A 15,896-nucleotide genomic window follows, 5' to 3' on the forward strand; every position below is an offset into this window, starting at 1 on the left:
GTTCACCGACATGGCGTGGACCAGTCTTTTAAATCAAGTATTTACCGTCGACAACCCATACCTGCTTTGATAATCTAAGATTAGGTTTTTAATCTAAGGGCAAGTGTTATAGACACTGAGCGCAGACAGTTCACTCGAGTTCCTTTGTCAGCTAAGGCGCTGATTGAATTGAATGGAGACAAGTATGTTGCCAAGGTGATAGACATATCGCTGAACGGCGCTCACCTTTATTGTGATCAAGCTGAAGCCGATGGAAATCTTAAACAAGATAGCTATATCAAGCTTCAAATCATCTTCGACGAACTGACCCCGCCGATCAATATCAAGGCTCAAGTTGTCTACCATAAAGATCATGATTACGGCGTAGAATGCCAAGAAATTGATATCGATAGCATGCTGCAACTGAGGTCAATACTGACCTTATACAATAACGATCCAGAAACCATTCACCAAGAGTCTCAAGCGTTATGGGAGCGCAATAGTCAGGATAAGGATTAAGCGAACCAATCGTCAAAACGCGTTTGATAACCCGCCGGCTTTTCGAGATTCAGTTGGTAACAAACCTCTCCACGCGCCAAGTATTTCACTTCAAAATGAGTCCGAGCACTGTCCTTAGACACTTCGATTCTTTTAACGTTTAATGCCCAATCTTTTCGCGCCAATACTTCGGCTTCATCCACATACTCTTTAATATTTGTCGCCAAAACCAACGTTGCCTTGGGTTTCATTCGGGACAGCAAGAACTCAAAAAATGGCATGTTCAGCCAACGCTGACTCGCGTTCTTCGGCTCTGGATTTGGGTACAACAAAAACACCCCATCCAAAGACTTAGGCGGAAAACCATGCACCACCCAAGGAATCGCATCCGCATGAACAGCCGACAGATTTTCCAGTGACAAATCTTTTGCTCTTGATGCAAACACATCAAACTTAGCACGCGTTCGCTCAACAGCAATAAGGTGTTTTTGAGGATTCGCTTCGGCAAACTTCATCGCATGCATCCCTTTGCCAGCGCCAATCTCTAAAAACTGAGTGCTTTTAAGCTTAGGGGCTTTGAAATTTCGAGGGGCGAAGAGTTTTTCGGGTTTAAACACTCGCTCTTTGGTTGGATTCATCATAATCGATTGTCGCTAAGAGTCATTGTCACAGCGGTCTTCATTTTCAGGAACTTTGCTTTTCACTTTGGACATCACCTGAAGCGTGATAAAGGTGACGATACTCAGCAATAACGCAATCTCAAGACGATGTGTACCCACAGCAATACCAATCGCTGCCGTCCCCCAGATACTTGCCGCCGTTGCTAACCCGGTAACGCTGCTACCATTTTTTAGAATAGCACCGCCACCAATGAAGCCTATTCCGGTAATGATGCCGTCAATAATTCTTGCTTGTGCTCCTGGCTCGTTAAAAATATCCATCGCAATCAATACAAAGCCACAAGAAGCAATACTGACTAGAGGGAAAGTACGAATACCAGCACTTTTTGTTTCGCTTTCACGATTCCAAGCAATCGGAAAGGCCAAGACATAAGCGACCATCATGGTCACCGAGTGATTCAAAACTACAGACCAGTTGATATCAATCATAAAGTTCTCCTGCCACCTTTGTCCTACTCAGAATTAATGTTGAAACAATCGCTTCATCAAGAAGTCAGAAGAAACCTCTTCCCCTTCCAAGTGCATCGCAACCAATTCTCCGCCTAAAATTTGCGGCGCTATCACAATATCCGGCTGCACTAACTTCACGCGCTTAAGGTTATGCGTATCGTTAACCGCAGTCACCGTTTTTACATCGTGACTCACTTCCTTAACCGCCAAAATAACAAACGCATTTTCTGAGTCATCATCCAAAAGTGAGATCACCCCTTTTGCATTTTTCAAACCACACTCTTCTAAAATATCAATCTCACTCGGCTCTCCAAACACAACGTCATCGCCCGACACTGTGTCTTTGTCAATGTGAGGCTGGACAATTCTAGTGACATGATTCCCTCGGTCTTTTAATTCTTTGCAGGTATTAATTGCTAAAGAGTTATTACCGATAACAATATAGTGGTTGTCTCTTTTCATAGAATTACCTTTGTGAACCATAATCTTAGCTAAACTACTCCGAACCATCGGTGCGATGACTGCGGTTAGAGAGGTTGCAAAAACCGCCACTCCTAAAATAATTACCGATATTGTGAATAACTTAGCTTCAGTAGTAACAGGATTAATATCACCATAACCGACGGTGGTCATGGTAACGATAGAGTAATAAAACGCCGTGACCCAATCATCGATATAAGGGTCAAATTCTTTGCCTAAATAATAGCTGCCTATGATCGAATACAGTAGCAACATCACCATTGAGGTTAGTGCAAATAACGAGTTTGCAGCGACGCTTGATTTATAGAATGACTGTCGAAACAACGACAAAGAAGTAATAAGAAATACAAAATATACCAACTGCCAAATACTTCGATCAGCCCAGATGATACTGATAAGGGCCAAACTGGCGAGGAATAGCGACATCGACCAAGCGACACGGGAATGCCAAATCAAACCAAAGGACATCAAAATCATACCACCACCTAGTACTAGAGGCGGCAAATTTTTCGGCGACAGTTCTATTTGCCCTGTAAATAGCCCTTCAAGGTAAGGTAACCATTTATCCCCTAAGTCGGTTTGGAATAACCAAATTCCACCCAGGATAAACAACACAGCCATGATCCAATGAGGAAACCAATACTCAGCCTTGAGCGCCTTACCCAATGACTTCGTTTTGCTATTCCAGCGTTCTCTCAGTGTCGAAAACATCGCTCTCCCTACTCCATTAATTCATCACAGCAAATCAATCATTTCCTGCAAACGACTAACGCCGTGAATTTGCAGTCCTTCAACCGACTTTGAAGGCATATTGCCTTTAGGAACAATCGCCTTTTTGAAACCATGCTTGACGGCTTCTTTTAAACGCTCTTGACCATTAGGTACTGGGCGCACCTCGCCCGCCAAGCCAACCTCACCAAAAATCACCAAGTGCTCTTCCAGCGGTCGGTTGCGTAAACTTGATATTATAGCTGCAATTAACGCGAGATCAGAACTGGTTTCCATGACGCGGACACCACCGACCACGTTAGCAAACACGTCTTGATCAAAGGTTGCAACACCACCATGCCGGTTTAAGACAGCCAGCAACATCGCAATACGTTGATGATCCAAGCCAACTGCCACGCGTTTCGGTTGTGGTGCATGCGAAGTATCCACCAGTGCCTGAATTTCCACTAACATTGGCCGCGTCCCTTCCCAGGTCGAAACAATGGCGCTGCCCGCAACAGGATCGGTGTACTTGGATAAAAATATCGCCGAGGGATTTTTAACTTGCTTCAAACCTTCATCGGTCATGGCGAAAACACCTAGCTCATTGACCGCACCGAAACGGTTTTTAACCGCTCGTAATAAGCGTAAACGACCGTCGCGCTCGCCTTCGAAATACAATACGGCGTCAACCATATGCTCTAAAACACGAGGTCCAGCTAAAGCTCCGTCTTTCGTCACGTGACCAACCACCAACAAAGTCGTGCCCGTTTGCTTGGCAAAACGAACTAATTGCGCAGCACTTTCACGCACCTGAGCCACGCCACCAGGCGCTGACTGTAGCATTTCGGTGTAAATGGTCTGAATCGAATCCACCACCATGACTTTCGGCTTTTGCATCAGTGCCTGTGTGGTGATTTGCTCGACTTGGGTCTCCGTCAGCAATGAGAAATCACCTGTTTGCAGCCCCAAGCGCTGAGCGCGCATGGTCACTTGCTGCATCGACTCTTCACCAGTGACATACAGCACCGGCATTTCTTCGCTGATCTTGCACAAACTCTGTAGCAGGATGGTTGATTTACCAATACCCGGATCGCCTCCCATTAAAACTACCGAGCCAGGAACCAAGCCGCCGCCTAGCACACGATCCAACTCAGATAAGCCAGAGCCCATGCGTGGCACTTCGGATAAGTCCACTTTGTTCATTTGAACAACTTTACTCTGCTCACCCGCATAACCTGTAAAGCGCGAGCTTTTCTCGCCCTTCGACTGCTTAACATTAGCCTGTTCGACCAGCGAGTTCCATGCTTTACATTGCCCGCACTGGCCTGCCCATTGCGGTGTTTCAGCGCCGCACTCTTGGCAGACATAGATTGTTTTTACTTTCGCCATAATTTTTATTTCCCGAAAAGCTGATATTTCCGCTACTCATCGTTAAAATGTCGCTCAATCTGCTCACTTATCAAACAACAAGCTCCGCTATTTCGCTCCATTTTGTCTTGATTAGCGTCATCTAAACCTTTCTAATCTTTTGCTTTCCCAAGCGCTCAAACCGTTTTCTAATTGATCTCCTGACACATTAATGCGGTTCTTTGACACACTAACCATCTCAACTTTTCTAACTTCTATTTTTGTCGAGCATCCAGCTCGCTTTCTAGTTGCTTCGCCATCTCGTTTATATCGTTACTGCTTTCTTTTCGAGTTCTTTGCTCGCCCTTATCTTATGGGATAGAATAAGTTTATTGAAGTAATTAAATAGATTTCTCATGGTTGACCACACTGCTGGTAATAAGACGGCTGCCAATTGGCGTCCAGATAGCTGGAAAGACAAACCCGTCAGCCAGCAAATAAAATACGGCGATAACGATGCCCTAGCTCAGGTCACAGAGAAGTTGTGTCAGTTACCACCTCTGGTCTCTACTTCAGAAGTCGATACCCTCAAAGCTCGAATTGCTGAGGCCCAAGCGGGTGAGCGTTTTATCGTGCAAGGCGGCGACTGTGCAGAATCCTTTTCGGATTGCAATGCTGACGCTATCTCTCAAAAGGTTCGCAGTTTACTCAGTCTAAGCCTGTTGGTCAGTCAAAAAACACGACAACCGATTACTCGTATCGGCCGAATAGCTGGCCAATACGCCAAACCTCGTTCCGAACTGACAGAGACTCAAGGTGATACCACCTTAACCAGTTACCGTGGCGATCTGGTCAACCATGTTCACTTTACTGAGTCGGCCAGAACGCCAGACCCTGCTCGTATGCTTGAAGGATATAGCTACGCATCGCTGACGTTAAATTATATTCGTTCGTTACTCGAAGGTGATTTAGAAGAGCTCTTTAATCTTGATGAAGAAGTGAATTCGTTAAAAGCCTTGGCGCAGCACAAAGAGTTACACCAAAGCCTCAGTAACTTTCGCCAAGCCATTAACTTATTTCATCAATTTAATGGACGCCAAACTGCCCATAAAAACCTGACCGAGTTCTATACCAGCCATGAAGCGCTTCATTTACACTACGAGCAGGCGTTAACCCGCCAAGCCTCGAATGGTCGCTGGTACAATTTATCAACGCACTTTCCTTGGGTCGGAATGAGAACAGTGCGTACCGACAGTGCTCACCTAGAATACCTACGAGGAATCGCCAACCCTATCGCTATAAAGGTCGGCCCGACAGTCGCCGCTGATAATTTGATTGATTTATGCCAGTGGCTCAACCCAACTAATGAGCCGGGTAAATTAACGCTGACTCAACGCTTTGGCCACCAAGATATCGCCAAAACCTTACCCGAGATGATACAGGCCATTCAAAAAGCTGACTTAAAAGTGCTCTGGAGCTGCGATCCGATGCACGGCAATACTCACGTCAGCAACAATGGCTACAAAACGCGAGACTTTCAGCATATCCAATCAGAGTTGCAGCAAGCCTTTGATATTCATAAAGAATACCAGTCACACTTGGGCGCAATTCATCTCGAAATGACGGGGCAACCAGTAATGGAATGCATCGGTAGTCGCTACTCTATACACCCCCAAGACTTAGGGAAGGCTTACACCAGCCTCGTCGATCCGCGTCTTAACCTAAGCCAAGCCTTTGAATTGATTGATAGTTTATTTATTAACCAGTCTCAGACTGCCCCCAACCAACAAAAAAACACTTCAAACTCTTGATCTACCAGCATATTTTGTCGTATATTCGTTAGATACTCTAACCGGGGAGTATGTATCGGTGCGAAAAATATGGTGAGGAGATAACCATGTTGTTCAAAAAAAGCATTAAACAGCTATTTATCACAGTTGGTGTTGCGTTAAGCATACTAGGTGGTTCTAGTGCTATGGCGAAAGCTCAAGTCTGCTCTGAGAGTAACCATGTCGGTTACAACAGTGATGAACTTCATATCATCACATCAATCGAGCCAGAACTTTTAGAGCCAGCCTCCGCTCAGCTGGGAAGCGTTAATGCGACGAAAAAATCGGCAAGCTGGTATTCGTGGTTAACAGAATCGCATAACATGCCAAGTTTGCACTTCATCCAATTCTTGGAGTTGTTTGAAAAGTCTTAATTTTAAGTGAGGGTTGAGTTATATTAACCCTCTCTCAAGTCTGATTTAGTATCAAACAATGAATCAAGAACCGTCTAAAACCAATGATTCCTCGTTGGAAGAAACCTCTGAGTCACAAGAAAACTCCAACCACACTGAAGAACCCCAAAAAGGCACTGGCTTTTGGTCTACCGTACAAAGCGTGTTAGGTGCGATGTTTGGCGTTCAATCTGAAGAACAAAGACACAAAGATTTTGAGAAAGGAAGCGCTGTGCAGTTTATTGTAGGCGGCATTATTTTTGTGATTCTTTTTATACTGACCATACTTTACTTTGTAAATTCAGCGCTAGAAAACTCGGGCGCAAGTTAAATCTTAAAAAGGAAAAATTATGAATGGAAATCAATATTCAGACTGGGTTGCAAATTACATTGTTTATAACTTCTCTGATAGAGGGCTTACTGTATATCGCGAAGTGCCTATAGGGAAAAGTATAATAGGAAAAAATAGAAGAGTAGATATTCTTCTAGTGGACGAAGCGCAAAACAAAGCAATCTCAATAGAGTGTAAGTTTCAGACCATTAATGGTACTGCTGAGGAAAAGATCCCATATACTCTTAACGATATAAGGGCAATGCAAATGGATGCCTATATATCTTATGGAGGTGATGGTTTTTCGAAAGGTGTTAAACACATGCTAGAAGCATCTGAGCTTGCTGTTCATGCTGAGCCAGAAGATCTTAGCCATGTAAACTATTCGAGAACGCCAAACACATTAGAGCTAGATCAAGTTCTAGCCATGAGATTTAACTGGTGGGATATATTCACATCAAACAAATACCCAGTCAAACTACAAAATGAGTTAGATATTAAAGCAGATTAACCGATCCTTTTAATCGACATATTCCTTATAGCTAATACCTCTTGAGCCCTTGTTCTGTTGCCATCACAACTTATCATTCTCGGCGCGTCGATCAAAAATACTTTGTAACCGTAATCTTTGTAAAGTTCAACCACTCTTTCAGTGGCTTGATTTGAAATAACTAAAGGACAGTCATACTTATCAAAGTGGTTAACGACCCTCTCTTGTTCTTTCCAACCAAATTCATTACCAGAGTAGCTAGTAAACTGGACATCATAGGGAGGATCAATATATACAAAGTCTGATTTGTTAATACGTACTTTACTGTAATCCTTAGATGAGAAATTCCAGTCCTTTATTACACTTTGAATATCCGAGAACTCTCTTCTGTAATTAATTTTTTTATATCTCCCGAACGGGACATTATACAAACCAGATCTGTTAAACCTAATTAACCCGTTATAACCAGTTCTATTCAAATAATAAAATAGTGAAGCTGCAAGCTCAGTATTCTCCTCTTCTCGCTTAATTAAATTATTAAACCTCTCCCTAGCTTTATAATAATATGCTTCATCATTAATCATTTTAATATTTATTCTTAAGTCATTCTTAACACAACGATAAAAATTAATAACATGCTTGTTTATATCGTTTATTAGAGCTTTGTCAGGAGAAATTCCTAAGGATATAGCCATGCCACCTGAAAATGGTTCTACAAGCCTTTTCTTCTCTGAAAGCTTCCAAAGTACCTGCATCTGGTCTACTAAAAACCGCTTCCCTCCTGGGTACTTTATGGGAGGAACTACTTTCTTGTTTATTAACATTTTATTATGTTAGGTGATATCCTAGGCTGTAGATGCAGTGTAACAAAACCGATCAAGATTGAAAGCTTTATCTAATAAACACATATGAAACAAATAGCCTTGATTCTCGCTCACGGCGCTGGAGCCGACTCGCAATCCGAGTTTGTGCAGTATATGCAGCGCGAAATTGCCGATGACTTGATCAAGGTCATTACCTTTGACTTCCCTTACATGATACGCCGCCAACAAACGGGTAAAAAATCACCACCCGACCGTATGCCTACATTAATTGAATGCTATAAAAAGCAGATTGAAGCAGTTACCGGAGATATTATCATCATTGGTGGTAAGTCGATGGGTGGGCGTGTCGCCACGATGGTGGCTGATGATATGCCAGTCGATGGCGTTATCGCTATGGGCTATCCGTTTCATCCTCCGGGCAAGCCCGAAAAAACACGCACAGAGCACTTGGCTGATTTAAAAACGCCCTGCCTTATTCTCCAAGGAACGCGCGATCCTTTTGGTAAGCCTGACGACGTCGCGAGCTACTCACTGAGCAAACAGATTGAGGTTCAGTGGCTAGAAGATGGCAATCATAGCTTTGAAACCCTAAAGCGTTCAACAATAACCACTGAACAAAGCTGGGAACTCGCAGCAGCGCAAGCGCGACACTTTATTCACAAACGACTCAAAGCAAATAATTCTTAAAGAGAATAACGCCCCAAACAATAAGCAAGTTGAGGATAGCGACTGCGACAGCCGCTGAACCGATATCTTTTGCACGCCCTGAAAGCTTGTGATGTTCACCGCCGAACCGATCTACCACCGCTTCGATGGCTGAATTAATCAACTCAATCAAGATGACCAGCAACACGGACATCGCCATCACGGCAATTTGCACTGCCGTTTGCCCAACTAGGAAGGCTAACGGTATTAATAGGAGCGCGACAACGACCTCTTGTCGGAAAGCAGCCTCATGCCTCCAGGCGGCCTTCAAACCAAGCCATGAGTAGTGGCAAGCGTGAATTATTCGTGTTATACCAGTCTTTCCGGGCTTCATGCTGAGATTCTCTTTACAATTTGTGAGCTATTAGGAAGAACAAAAACCTAATAGAATTATAGTCTTATATTATTCATTAAACGACACAAGGATCGGGATATGTTTTCAAAAAAATCGTTACTGTTGGCCGCAATGATCGCCACATTAGGCTTCGTCCAATCATGCTCACAAGCTAACAGTGAAAGCACTTCCGTTACTCACGAAGATTTATACAGCCAAATCAAGCAAGTCGCCAGCATCGAAGGCTGCACGACTCACTCAGACTGTGCGCTACTACCAATAGGTCATAAACCGTGCGGTGGACCAGAGGCTTACATGCCTTACTCGAAAACCAACAGCGATGTCGATAGACTCGAATCACTGGGACAAGCATATAGCGAGCAGCGCCGTCAGTACAATCAAGACAACCAAATCATGGGGACTTGTGTGGTAACGCCTAAGCCGAAAGTGAGCTGTATTCGCAACCAGTGTATGGCATCAGAGCAAAGTACTCACATCCAATAACTGGGCAACATCATCCGCGCTTTTTGACTTGTCTTGGTACGGCACAATACCAAGGCATGGCGCGGGCATATTGTCTTTTAACCACTTTAAGTTATCTTCAGCCATATTCATTTTCCCCTGAGCAAAGTTAGCAACCCAACCTGCCAGCTTCAAGCCTCGGCTTTCGATGTTTCTGACGCTCAACATGGCATGATTCAAACACCCTAGCTTCATGCCAACCACTAAAATCACATCCAGCTTTTCCTGCTCAACCCAGTCCGCGTAAGTCTCGGTTTGATTAAGCGGTGTCAACCAACCTCCAGCGCCTTCTACCAAAACAACGTCTGCGTCATCCGGCATCACCACCTTGTTCGCTAACTCCTCAACATTGAGCAGCTGCCCAGCTAAATCAGCGGCGATGTGTGGAGCAATAGCAGGCTCAAAACACAAAGGGTTAATGTCCCTGTAACTTAGCCCCATATTCGATGCTTGTTGCAACTGTAGCGCATCCTCATTTTTTAAAACCCCTTGTACTGGCTCAGCACCCGAAGCAATAGGCTTAAGCCCAGCGACAGCGTGCCCTTTAGCCACGAGCCCACGAATTAGAGCCGCAGAGATGAAGGTTTTTCCAATTTCTGTGTCGGTTCCGGCGACAAAGTATTTCTGATTAGCGTTACTCAATTTGTTATACCTCGCACAATTAATCGAGTATGATTACTATATACTGTTGTATTAATAGGTTACTGTAAATTCAAGCAATTCACTTTAATAGTGATTCATGTATGGATAATTTTTTAGGCGACAACACTATCATATTAGTTTTAGGCATCCTAGCGCTGGTCTTGCTGCTAGGCGCTGTTGTTACGGCTACTTTAAAGCACGCTCTGGTTCGCCAACTTGAATCTAAGAATGAAGAGCTCAAGCAGGTTAACAAAGAGAACACTCAAAACATTGCCAAAAAGAAAGAAAAGATCGAGGATCTTGAAGCGGATTATAAGAAGCTACAAGAATCCCTAACCAGTCTTTCTGAGCGCAACACAACTTTAGTCCAAGAGCATCGTCAGCTTAACGCCAAACACGAAAAAACATTAGCCAGTTACGAAGAAGCTCGTAAAGACTACATGAACGCTTTGCAATCCATCGCAGATACCAAACAAGAGCTTGAAACCGAAATAGAGCAGCTGAAAGATTCCTATGAAGAAAAGCTGCAATACGTTCGCAAAGAGTCTCAAGATGAAGTTGAGAACTTCAAGTCAAACCATCTTGCGGATTACGAGCACATCAAAAAAAGTCACCAGCGCTTAATTTTGTCGAACCAGACACAAAGTAAAAATATTGACAACTTACGCGATGAGCGAGACTTTTATCGCACCGAGTTCGAAACACTTCGTGACTTTTTACACGACGCTCAAATGAAGAATGTTAAAGACATCCTAAAAGCGAAACATGAAGAACTCGAGGAAAAAGTGGTTAAGTTCGAGAACAAAAAAAACTCGTAATACGTTATACAAACACCTAGAGCTTATTGAAGTCTATTACTGGCACAGTTTGACTTACCCTCTCACTTCCAAGCTCACATCAAGTGGCCTTACGAGTACTACTGATGCAAATCCTAATCTCCCTTTATTATTACCTTATTTTTGCCTCTTCGTTTTGATATATTCGCTTAAAACTTCACTGTCATAATAAACTTCAATTGTTTTATTACGTAGCCTAATGTTGGTTAGTGGAACATCAAGCTGATAAATTGTAAACAAATCTTGATCTTTATTAAAAAGTTGTACCGCATCAATTTCATCATAGGTATCACCATAACAACTCTTGGTTAGGTAATTATTCACTTTGGTCCATAAAGTTGAGTTGCTAAAGTAGTTCGAGTTTATCATTGCTGTGTATTTAATATTCCCAAATGGTGCAAAGTGGTCAATTTTGTATATGTTTGTATTCAGTTTATAGCCTTTGTCATTCATTTGCCCAAACCACTCCTTGTAAGAGCTAAGGCAGTGCTCAGGTAAGATAAAGTTAATTGTTCTGTCTTCCTGAATTATATTAAATCCTTTTATTTTAATTATTTCTCTTTCCTTTTCTTGTAACCCACAAGAAGTTAAAACTAACGATATCAGTATAAAAATTACTTTTCTTCCTATGTGATACTTATTTTGTCGCATTTTATAATTCCTAGAATATTTTTTTAAAAATCTTACCTAGAAGGACATTTAAGAAATCGAGGTTATACTTTATGAATAAAGAAATCTGGCATTTGGCGAGCTAATCGCCAAATATCTGTTTCCGCATAAAACATCATACGTCTCTTTTCCCTTCCGCTAACTCCACAATATACTCATGATAATCCAGCGTTGCTTTTTGCTCTGAGCCAAAAGCTTGCCCGTAAACCAGTTCATAAGTCGCGGGGAGTTGCCCGTTACCTAGCGCAAACTGTTTATAAGCCTTTTCTACCGCCTTTAGCTTTCTCGGACTCATAAGTCCTAAGCTGCGCCGGCTATTCACATTGTGCGCACCGATATCTTTTAAGTCTCGCATCAGCTCGATGGCCTTGTCGTAACTAATGACAACCGGTTCTGCATCGACCACCGGATCGAGCATCTTGGCGTGTAACATGGCATCGCCCACATTGTGCATGTCAATAAAATCATTCACATGCTGATAGGCATCAACAGCGGCGAAACTTTGCTTTAACTCGGTTAACGTATCAGGGCCTAAGGTCGTGAATAACAGCAATCCTTCTGGCTTCAACACACGGTTTAACTCTGCAAATAACTGAGGTAAATCCTCGAGCCATTGAATCGCCAAGTTGGAAAAGATTAAATCCAGTGAGTTGTCCTCGAAAGGAAGCTTCATCGCGTCAGCACACAGGTAATCTTCTGATTGTGACTGCTGTTTGCACCAAGCAATCATACCCTCTGCTATATCCACGCCCGTTACTTTTGCTTGTGGAAAGCGTTGCGACAATTCGCGCGTAAAGACTCCCGTTCCACAACCTAAATCGACAATACTCTTTGGTGCCAACTTAAAATAATCCAAACGCTCAAACAGTCGCTTTCCAGCTATGCGCTGAAAAAAAGCCGCCGCATCATACGAGCGTGCTGCTTGGCTAAATGAACGTGCGATGTCACTGGAACTTAAATGACTCATGCGACTAAAAACTCATTAACTTTTTCAACAAATTGGTCGGTATGCGATAAGAAAGGCGCATGGCTTGCTTTAGGGAAGACATGATGCTGACTCTGTGGCGCTAACGCTTGAATGTCCTCAGCCGCTTTTGCTGGTACTAAAGAGTCGAGGCGACCGTATAGTCGTAAAAACGGCACGTCGATATTCTTTAACTGTTCGCGTAAGTCAACATCATTCAATAAATTCAAGCCTTCACGCAATGCTTTCGACGCAGGCATACCATGAATAAATACCGTATCGCGCAACTTCCGAATGTCGTCTTTTTGTGTCTCGCTACCGATTGCTTGTATGGCTAAAAAGCGGATGATAGTCCCTTGATAATCTTCTTCAAGGTAGCGACAAAAACTATCCATGATATTAGGCTTCATTGCATGCTGCCAGTCATCGGTTTGCACGAAACGCGGCGAACTAGATACGGTTATCAACGACTCAACACGCTGTCCGTGATTAACAGCGATATTGGTCGCCACTAAGCCCCCCATCGACCATCCAATATAATGCGCTGTCTTAGGCGCAACCTTTAATACTTGCTCGGTTAAAAGCTCTATCGAGTAATCACCACCCGGGAGCGGCGAACGCCCGAACCCAGGCAAGTCGATTAGGTGTAAGGTGAACTTTTCAGCCAGCTGCTCCGTAATAAGCTCCCAAATGCCTGAGTGCAACCCCCAACCATGAAGAAGTACTACATCAGGACCTTGGCCAACTGTCTCTACAAAAGGTTTCAACTCGCTCATGACGTATCACTTACTCTCTTTCTATATAGTCGAAATCGCTTCGACTAGCTGTTCAATGTGTGTCTTCCGATGATTTGACGTTAACGTGATTCGCAAACGCGCGCTATTTTCCGGTACCGTTGGCGGCCTGATCGCCACCACCAATAATCCTTTCTCCCTGAGACTGTTGCTAACAGCAACCGCACGTTCATTAGTTCCTAATAACACCGGCTGAATGGCCGTATCCGATGGCAAAAGAGGTAATCCTTTTTCATCCGCCAACTGCTTAAAGTAAGCAATATTATCCTTAAGTTGTTGACGACGCTCAGGCTCGCTTTGAATTAGCGCTAACCCCGCCCGGTTAGCCGCGGCAACAGCAGGAGGAATGGCCGTGGTATAAATATAGCTTCGAGCAAACTGCACCAAGCTTTCGATCAACACCGCTTTGCCTGCAACAAAAGCACCATATCCGCCAACAGATTTCCCTAGCGTTGCCATATAGATATCGGCATGTTTTTGCTCTAAACCAAAGTGCTCCAAGGTACCTTTACCAGAGGCACCCAAGACTCCAAAACCATGAGCATCATCGACCATCAACTGTGCTTTATAAGTGCTACTCAGCGCTAATATCTCAGGAATCGGAGCAACATCACCGTCCATGCTAAAGACGCCATCGGTGACAATCATTTTAGTCTCTACTTTATGTTTCAGCTGTCGCTCTAATGAGTCCATATCATTATGCGCATACCGAAGCATTTTCGCCTCACAAGCACGCCCGCCATCAATTAACGATGCATGGTTCAGCTTGTCCTGTACTAACAGGTCTTTGCGATCAAATAAGCTACTTAGTACACCGTAGTTGGCCATAAAGCCCGATGAAAATAACAGTGCTCGCTCAACGCCTAGAAATTCGGCCAGCTCTTCTTCGAGGCGATGGTGCTCTTCGCTATGCCCCACAACTAAGTGAGAAGCACCGCTGCCTGAGCCATAACGTTGCACAGCTTTCTGCGTTGCTTCGCTTAATTTGGGGTGGCTTGCCAAACCGAGGTAATCATTACTGCTGAAGTTAATAAAGTGCTCACCTGCAATACTGATCTCAGTGTCTTGGCCACTCTCTAAGGTCAAACGGTGACGCATCATATCCTGCGCCCGCCGTTGTTTAAGACGAGTTTCGAGCTTACTCCACATAGGTATCCTAGCGGTTGATTCAGTGAATAGTTTTGAGCTAAAGCTCGTCGACTAGTTCACTTCGGTCGCACCACGGGCATTCCCTACGGTCGCATCATAAAACAACGGCTTTTTGCTAGACGTTGTTTCCTCAGCCGCTTTGGCGACACCTTTGGCGACGATCTCTGCAGCTTCCTCTTCAACCTGCTCTTTAGAGTGATGACGCTGTTCTGGCTGAATGCCTAAGCGCTTAAACAAGATAGAATCAGCCTCAGCTTCTGGGTTAGCCGTGGTTAATAGCTTTTCACCGTAGAAGATGGAGTTAGCACCCGCAAAATAACACAACGACTGCGTTTGCTCATTCATATCTTCACGCCCTGCCGATAAACGCACGTACGAGTTAGGCATAACGATACGAGCTGTTGCGATCATGCGAATGAAGTCGAACTCATCTAACTTCTCTACTTCGCCAAGAGGGGTGCCTGGAACCGCGACCAACATATTAATCGGTACACTTTGTGGGTGCTCCGGCATGTTAGCTAGCTGCTTAATCAAGCCATAGCGATCATTAATCTTTTCGCCCATACCAATAATACCGCCACTACAGACGTTAATGCCGGCGTCACGAACATTTTGTAGGGTATCAAGACGATGCTCATAGCTGCGAGTGGTAATGATTTGCTCGTAGTATTCAGGCGACGTATCCAAGTTGTGGTTATAGTAATCCAAGCCCGCCTCAGCAAGTTTGCCCGCTTGCTCATCGGTTAACATGCCAAGGGTCACACAAGTCTCAAGCCCTAAGTCTTTAACCTGACGTACCATTTCAATCACCACATCCAAATCTTTTTCACGCGGTGAGCGCCATGCAGCACCCATGCAAAAACGTGTGGCGCCATTTTTCTTAGCTTGTTGCGCTTTCTCGATGACTTTTTGCACCGCCATCAGCTTTTCTTTAGACAACCCTGTATTGTAATGGCCTGACTGTGGGCAATAAGCACAATCTTCAGGGCAAGCGCCCGTTTTAATGCTTAATAGCGTACTGGTTTGAACTTCATTAGGATTAAAGTTTTGGCGATGGATCAGCTGAGCAGCAAACAATAAATCGTTAAATGGTTGATTATAGATGGCTTCTATCTCAGCCAAGGTCCAATCATTGCGAATCTTACCACTATTTAGATAATCTAGATTGCTCATTGTTTCATTAACCCTTATAGTATATTTTTTGCACGCTTTGCATAAGAAATTCGGAATCTGCGTGCAAGTTTACTTCCCAAGAATACACTGTCAACCA

The 15,896-nt window shown here is 43.8% G+C and carries 20 protein-coding genes; 8 read left to right on the forward strand and 12 right to left on the reverse strand.

The window, feature by feature from the left end:
* Positions 1-108 precede the first annotated feature (108 nt).
* Complete coding sequence (locus ABD943_RS03815) at positions 109-498, forward strand: PilZ domain-containing protein (protein ID WP_345292684.1); 390 nt, start codon at positions 109-111, stop codon at positions 496-498.
* Here ABD943_RS03815 and ABD943_RS03820 read toward each other — a convergent pair.
* Genes ABD943_RS03820 through radA form a run of 4 tightly spaced genes read right to left on the reverse strand, consistent with a single transcriptional unit; the run spans position 495 to position 4,187 of the window.
* A complete protein-coding gene (locus tag ABD943_RS03820) occupies positions 495-1,118 on the reverse strand; it encodes a class I SAM-dependent methyltransferase (RefSeq protein ID WP_345291854.1) in 624 nt (207 codons plus the stop codon). The two genes, ABD943_RS03815 and ABD943_RS03820, sit on opposite strands and share 4 nt — an antisense overlap.
* A gap of 12 nt (positions 1,119-1,130) precedes the next feature.
* Positions 1,131-1,586, reverse strand: a complete 456-nt coding sequence (locus ABD943_RS03825; protein WP_345291855.1) for an MgtC/SapB family protein — start codon at positions 1,584-1,586, stop codon at positions 1,131-1,133.
* A 33-nt stretch (positions 1,587-1,619) separates the two neighbouring features.
* Positions 1,620-2,798: an ion channel gene (locus ABD943_RS03830; protein ID WP_345291856.1), complete on the reverse strand. Its 1,179-nt coding sequence runs from the start codon at positions 2,796-2,798 to the stop codon at positions 1,620-1,622.
* A 24-nt stretch (positions 2,799-2,822) separates the two neighbouring features.
* Positions 2,823-4,187, reverse strand: a complete 1,365-nt coding sequence (gene radA, locus ABD943_RS03835; protein WP_345291857.1) for a DNA repair protein RadA — start codon at positions 4,185-4,187, stop codon at positions 2,823-2,825.
* A 374-nt stretch (positions 4,188-4,561) separates the two neighbouring features.
* On the opposite strand from radA, the gene ABD943_RS03840 reads away from it, so the two are divergent.
* The 4 genes from ABD943_RS03840 to ABD943_RS03855 all read left to right on the forward strand — a co-directional run bounded on the left by ABD943_RS03840 (position 4,562) and on the right by ABD943_RS03855 (position 7,208).
* A complete protein-coding gene (locus ABD943_RS03840; protein WP_345291858.1) occupies positions 4,562-5,956 on the forward strand; it encodes a 3-deoxy-7-phosphoheptulonate synthase in 1,395 nt (464 codons plus the stop codon).
* An 86-nt stretch (positions 5,957-6,042) separates the two neighbouring features.
* The gene (locus ABD943_RS03845; RefSeq protein WP_345291859.1) at positions 6,043-6,348 is read left to right on the forward strand and encodes a hypothetical protein; all 306 of its coding nucleotides are present in this window, start codon (positions 6,043-6,045) and stop codon (positions 6,346-6,348) included.
* A 58-nt stretch (positions 6,349-6,406) separates the two neighbouring features.
* Complete coding sequence (locus tag ABD943_RS03850) at positions 6,407-6,697, forward strand: DUF2970 domain-containing protein (protein WP_345291860.1); 291 nt, start codon at positions 6,407-6,409, stop codon at positions 6,695-6,697.
* A gap of 19 nt (positions 6,698-6,716) precedes the next feature.
* Positions 6,717-7,208, forward strand: a complete 492-nt coding sequence (locus ABD943_RS03855) for a PD-(D/E)XK nuclease superfamily protein (protein ID WP_345291861.1) — start codon at positions 6,717-6,719, stop codon at positions 7,206-7,208.
* Here ABD943_RS03855 and ABD943_RS03860 read toward each other — a convergent pair.
* A complete protein-coding gene (locus ABD943_RS03860) occupies positions 7,205-8,011 on the reverse strand; it encodes a DNA adenine methylase (protein ID WP_345291862.1) in 807 nt (268 codons plus the stop codon). The two genes, ABD943_RS03855 and ABD943_RS03860, sit on opposite strands and share 4 nt — an antisense overlap.
* A gap of 84 nt (positions 8,012-8,095) precedes the next feature.
* Between ABD943_RS03860 and ABD943_RS03865 the strand changes: the two genes are divergently transcribed.
* Positions 8,096-8,698 carry an alpha/beta family hydrolase gene (locus tag ABD943_RS03865; protein WP_345291863.1) on the forward strand — a complete coding sequence of 201 codons (603 nt, stop codon included), beginning with the start codon at positions 8,096-8,098 and terminating at the stop codon, positions 8,696-8,698.
* Here ABD943_RS03865 and ABD943_RS03870 read toward each other — a convergent pair.
* Positions 8,679-9,050, reverse strand: coding sequence for a diacylglycerol kinase (locus ABD943_RS03870; RefSeq protein ID WP_345291864.1), 372 nt, complete (start codon positions 9,048-9,050; stop codon positions 8,679-8,681). The genes ABD943_RS03865 and ABD943_RS03870 overlap by 20 nt on opposite strands.
* A gap of 99 nt (positions 9,051-9,149) precedes the next feature.
* On the opposite strand from ABD943_RS03870, the gene ABD943_RS03875 reads away from it, so the two are divergent.
* Positions 9,150-9,554 carry a hypothetical protein gene (locus ABD943_RS03875; RefSeq protein WP_345291865.1) on the forward strand — a complete coding sequence of 135 codons (405 nt, stop codon included), beginning with the start codon at positions 9,150-9,152 and terminating at the stop codon, positions 9,552-9,554.
* Here the strand turns inward: ABD943_RS03875 and bioD are convergent.
* Positions 9,528-10,214 (reverse strand): dethiobiotin synthase, encoded by a 687-nt coding sequence (gene bioD / locus ABD943_RS03880; RefSeq protein WP_345291866.1) that lies wholly within the window; start codon positions 10,212-10,214, stop codon positions 9,528-9,530. The two genes, ABD943_RS03875 and bioD, sit on opposite strands and share 27 nt — an antisense overlap.
* Positions 10,215-10,315: 101 nt before the next feature.
* On the opposite strand from bioD, the gene ABD943_RS03885 reads away from it, so the two are divergent.
* The gene (locus ABD943_RS03885) at positions 10,316-11,032 is read left to right on the forward strand and encodes a hypothetical protein (protein WP_345291867.1); all 717 of its coding nucleotides are present in this window, start codon (positions 10,316-10,318) and stop codon (positions 11,030-11,032) included.
* A 135-nt stretch (positions 11,033-11,167) separates the two neighbouring features.
* Here the strand turns inward: ABD943_RS03885 and ABD943_RS03890 are convergent, their stop codons facing one another.
* The 5 genes from ABD943_RS03890 to bioB all read right to left on the reverse strand — a co-directional run bounded on the left by ABD943_RS03890 (position 11,168) and on the right by bioB (position 15,799).
* Positions 11,168-11,701 carry a hypothetical protein gene (locus tag ABD943_RS03890; RefSeq protein ID WP_345291868.1) on the reverse strand — a complete coding sequence of 178 codons (534 nt, stop codon included), beginning with the start codon at positions 11,699-11,701 and terminating at the stop codon, positions 11,168-11,170.
* Between the two features lie 133 nt (positions 11,702-11,834).
* A complete protein-coding gene (bioC, locus tag ABD943_RS03895; RefSeq protein ID WP_345291869.1) occupies positions 11,835-12,686 on the reverse strand; it encodes a malonyl-ACP O-methyltransferase BioC in 852 nt (283 codons plus the stop codon).
* Entirely contained in the window at positions 12,683-13,459 is a 777-nt protein-coding gene (gene bioH, locus ABD943_RS03900) for a pimeloyl-ACP methyl ester esterase BioH (RefSeq protein ID WP_425559453.1), read from the reverse strand. The genes bioC and bioH overlap by 4 nt, the downstream gene beginning before the upstream one ends.
* Positions 13,460-13,480: 21 nt before the next feature.
* Positions 13,481-14,626 (reverse strand): 8-amino-7-oxononanoate synthase, encoded by a 1,146-nt coding sequence (bioF, locus tag ABD943_RS03905; RefSeq protein WP_345291870.1) that lies wholly within the window; start codon positions 14,624-14,626, stop codon positions 13,481-13,483.
* Positions 14,627-14,677: 51 nt separating this feature from the next.
* On the reverse strand, positions 14,678-15,799 hold the full coding sequence (bioB, locus tag ABD943_RS03910; protein WP_345291871.1) for a biotin synthase BioB: 1,122 nt from the start codon (positions 15,797-15,799) through the stop codon (positions 14,678-14,680).
* Positions 15,800-15,896 lie beyond the last annotated feature (97 nt).

The sequence above is a fragment of the Kangiella marina genome, assembly GCF_039541235.1.
Lineage (GTDB): Bacteria > Pseudomonadota > Gammaproteobacteria > Enterobacterales > Kangiellaceae > Kangiella > Kangiella marina.

Coding starts and splice junctions, on each gene's coding strand:
- ABD943_RS03820 (WP_345291854.1), bottom strand. CDS start 1,118: ATGATGAATCCAACCAAAGAGCGAGTGTTTAAACCCGAAAAACTCTTC.
- ABD943_RS03845 (WP_345291859.1), top strand. CDS start 6,043: ATGTTGTTCAAAAAAAGCATTAAACAGCTATTTATCACAGTTGGTGTT.
- ABD943_RS03830 (WP_345291856.1), bottom strand. CDS start 2,798: ATGTTTTCGACACTGAGAGAACGCTGGAATAGCAAAACGAAGTCATTG.
- ABD943_RS03890 (WP_345291868.1), bottom strand. CDS start 11,701: ATGCGACAAAATAAGTATCACATAGGAAGAAAAGTAATTTTTATACTG.
- ABD943_RS03855 (WP_345291861.1), top strand. CDS start 6,717: ATGAATGGAAATCAATATTCAGACTGGGTTGCAAATTACATTGTTTAT.
- bioF (WP_345291870.1), bottom strand. CDS start 14,626: ATGTGGAGTAAGCTCGAAACTCGTCTTAAACAACGGCGGGCGCAGGAT.
- ABD943_RS03885 (WP_345291867.1), top strand. CDS start 10,316: ATGGATAATTTTTTAGGCGACAACACTATCATATTAGTTTTAGGCATC.
- radA (WP_345291857.1), bottom strand. CDS start 4,187: ATGGCGAAAGTAAAAACAATCTATGTCTGCCAAGAGTGCGGCGCTGAA.
- ABD943_RS03860 (WP_345291862.1), bottom strand. CDS start 8,011: ATGTTAATAAACAAGAAAGTAGTTCCTCCCATAAAGTACCCAGGAGGG.
- bioH (WP_425559453.1), bottom strand. CDS start 13,459: ATGAGCGAGTTGAAACCTTTTGTAGAGACAGTTGGCCAAGGTCCTGAT.
- ABD943_RS03875 (WP_345291865.1), top strand. CDS start 9,150: ATGTTTTCAAAAAAATCGTTACTGTTGGCCGCAATGATCGCCACATTA.
- ABD943_RS03825 (WP_345291855.1), bottom strand. CDS start 1,586: ATGATTGATATCAACTGGTCTGTAGTTTTGAATCACTCGGTGACCATG.
- ABD943_RS03840 (WP_345291858.1), top strand. CDS start 4,562: ATGGTTGACCACACTGCTGGTAATAAGACGGCTGCCAATTGGCGTCCA.
- ABD943_RS03865 (WP_345291863.1), top strand. CDS start 8,096: ATGAAACAAATAGCCTTGATTCTCGCTCACGGCGCTGGAGCCGACTCG.
- bioC (WP_345291869.1), bottom strand. CDS start 12,686: ATGAGTCATTTAAGTTCCAGTGACATCGCACGTTCATTTAGCCAAGCA.
- ABD943_RS03870 (WP_345291864.1), bottom strand. CDS start 9,050: ATGAAGCCCGGAAAGACTGGTATAACACGAATAATTCACGCTTGCCAC.
- bioB (WP_345291871.1), bottom strand. CDS start 15,799: ATGAGCAATCTAGATTATCTAAATAGTGGTAAGATTCGCAATGATTGG.
- ABD943_RS03850 (WP_345291860.1), top strand. CDS start 6,407: ATGAATCAAGAACCGTCTAAAACCAATGATTCCTCGTTGGAAGAAACC.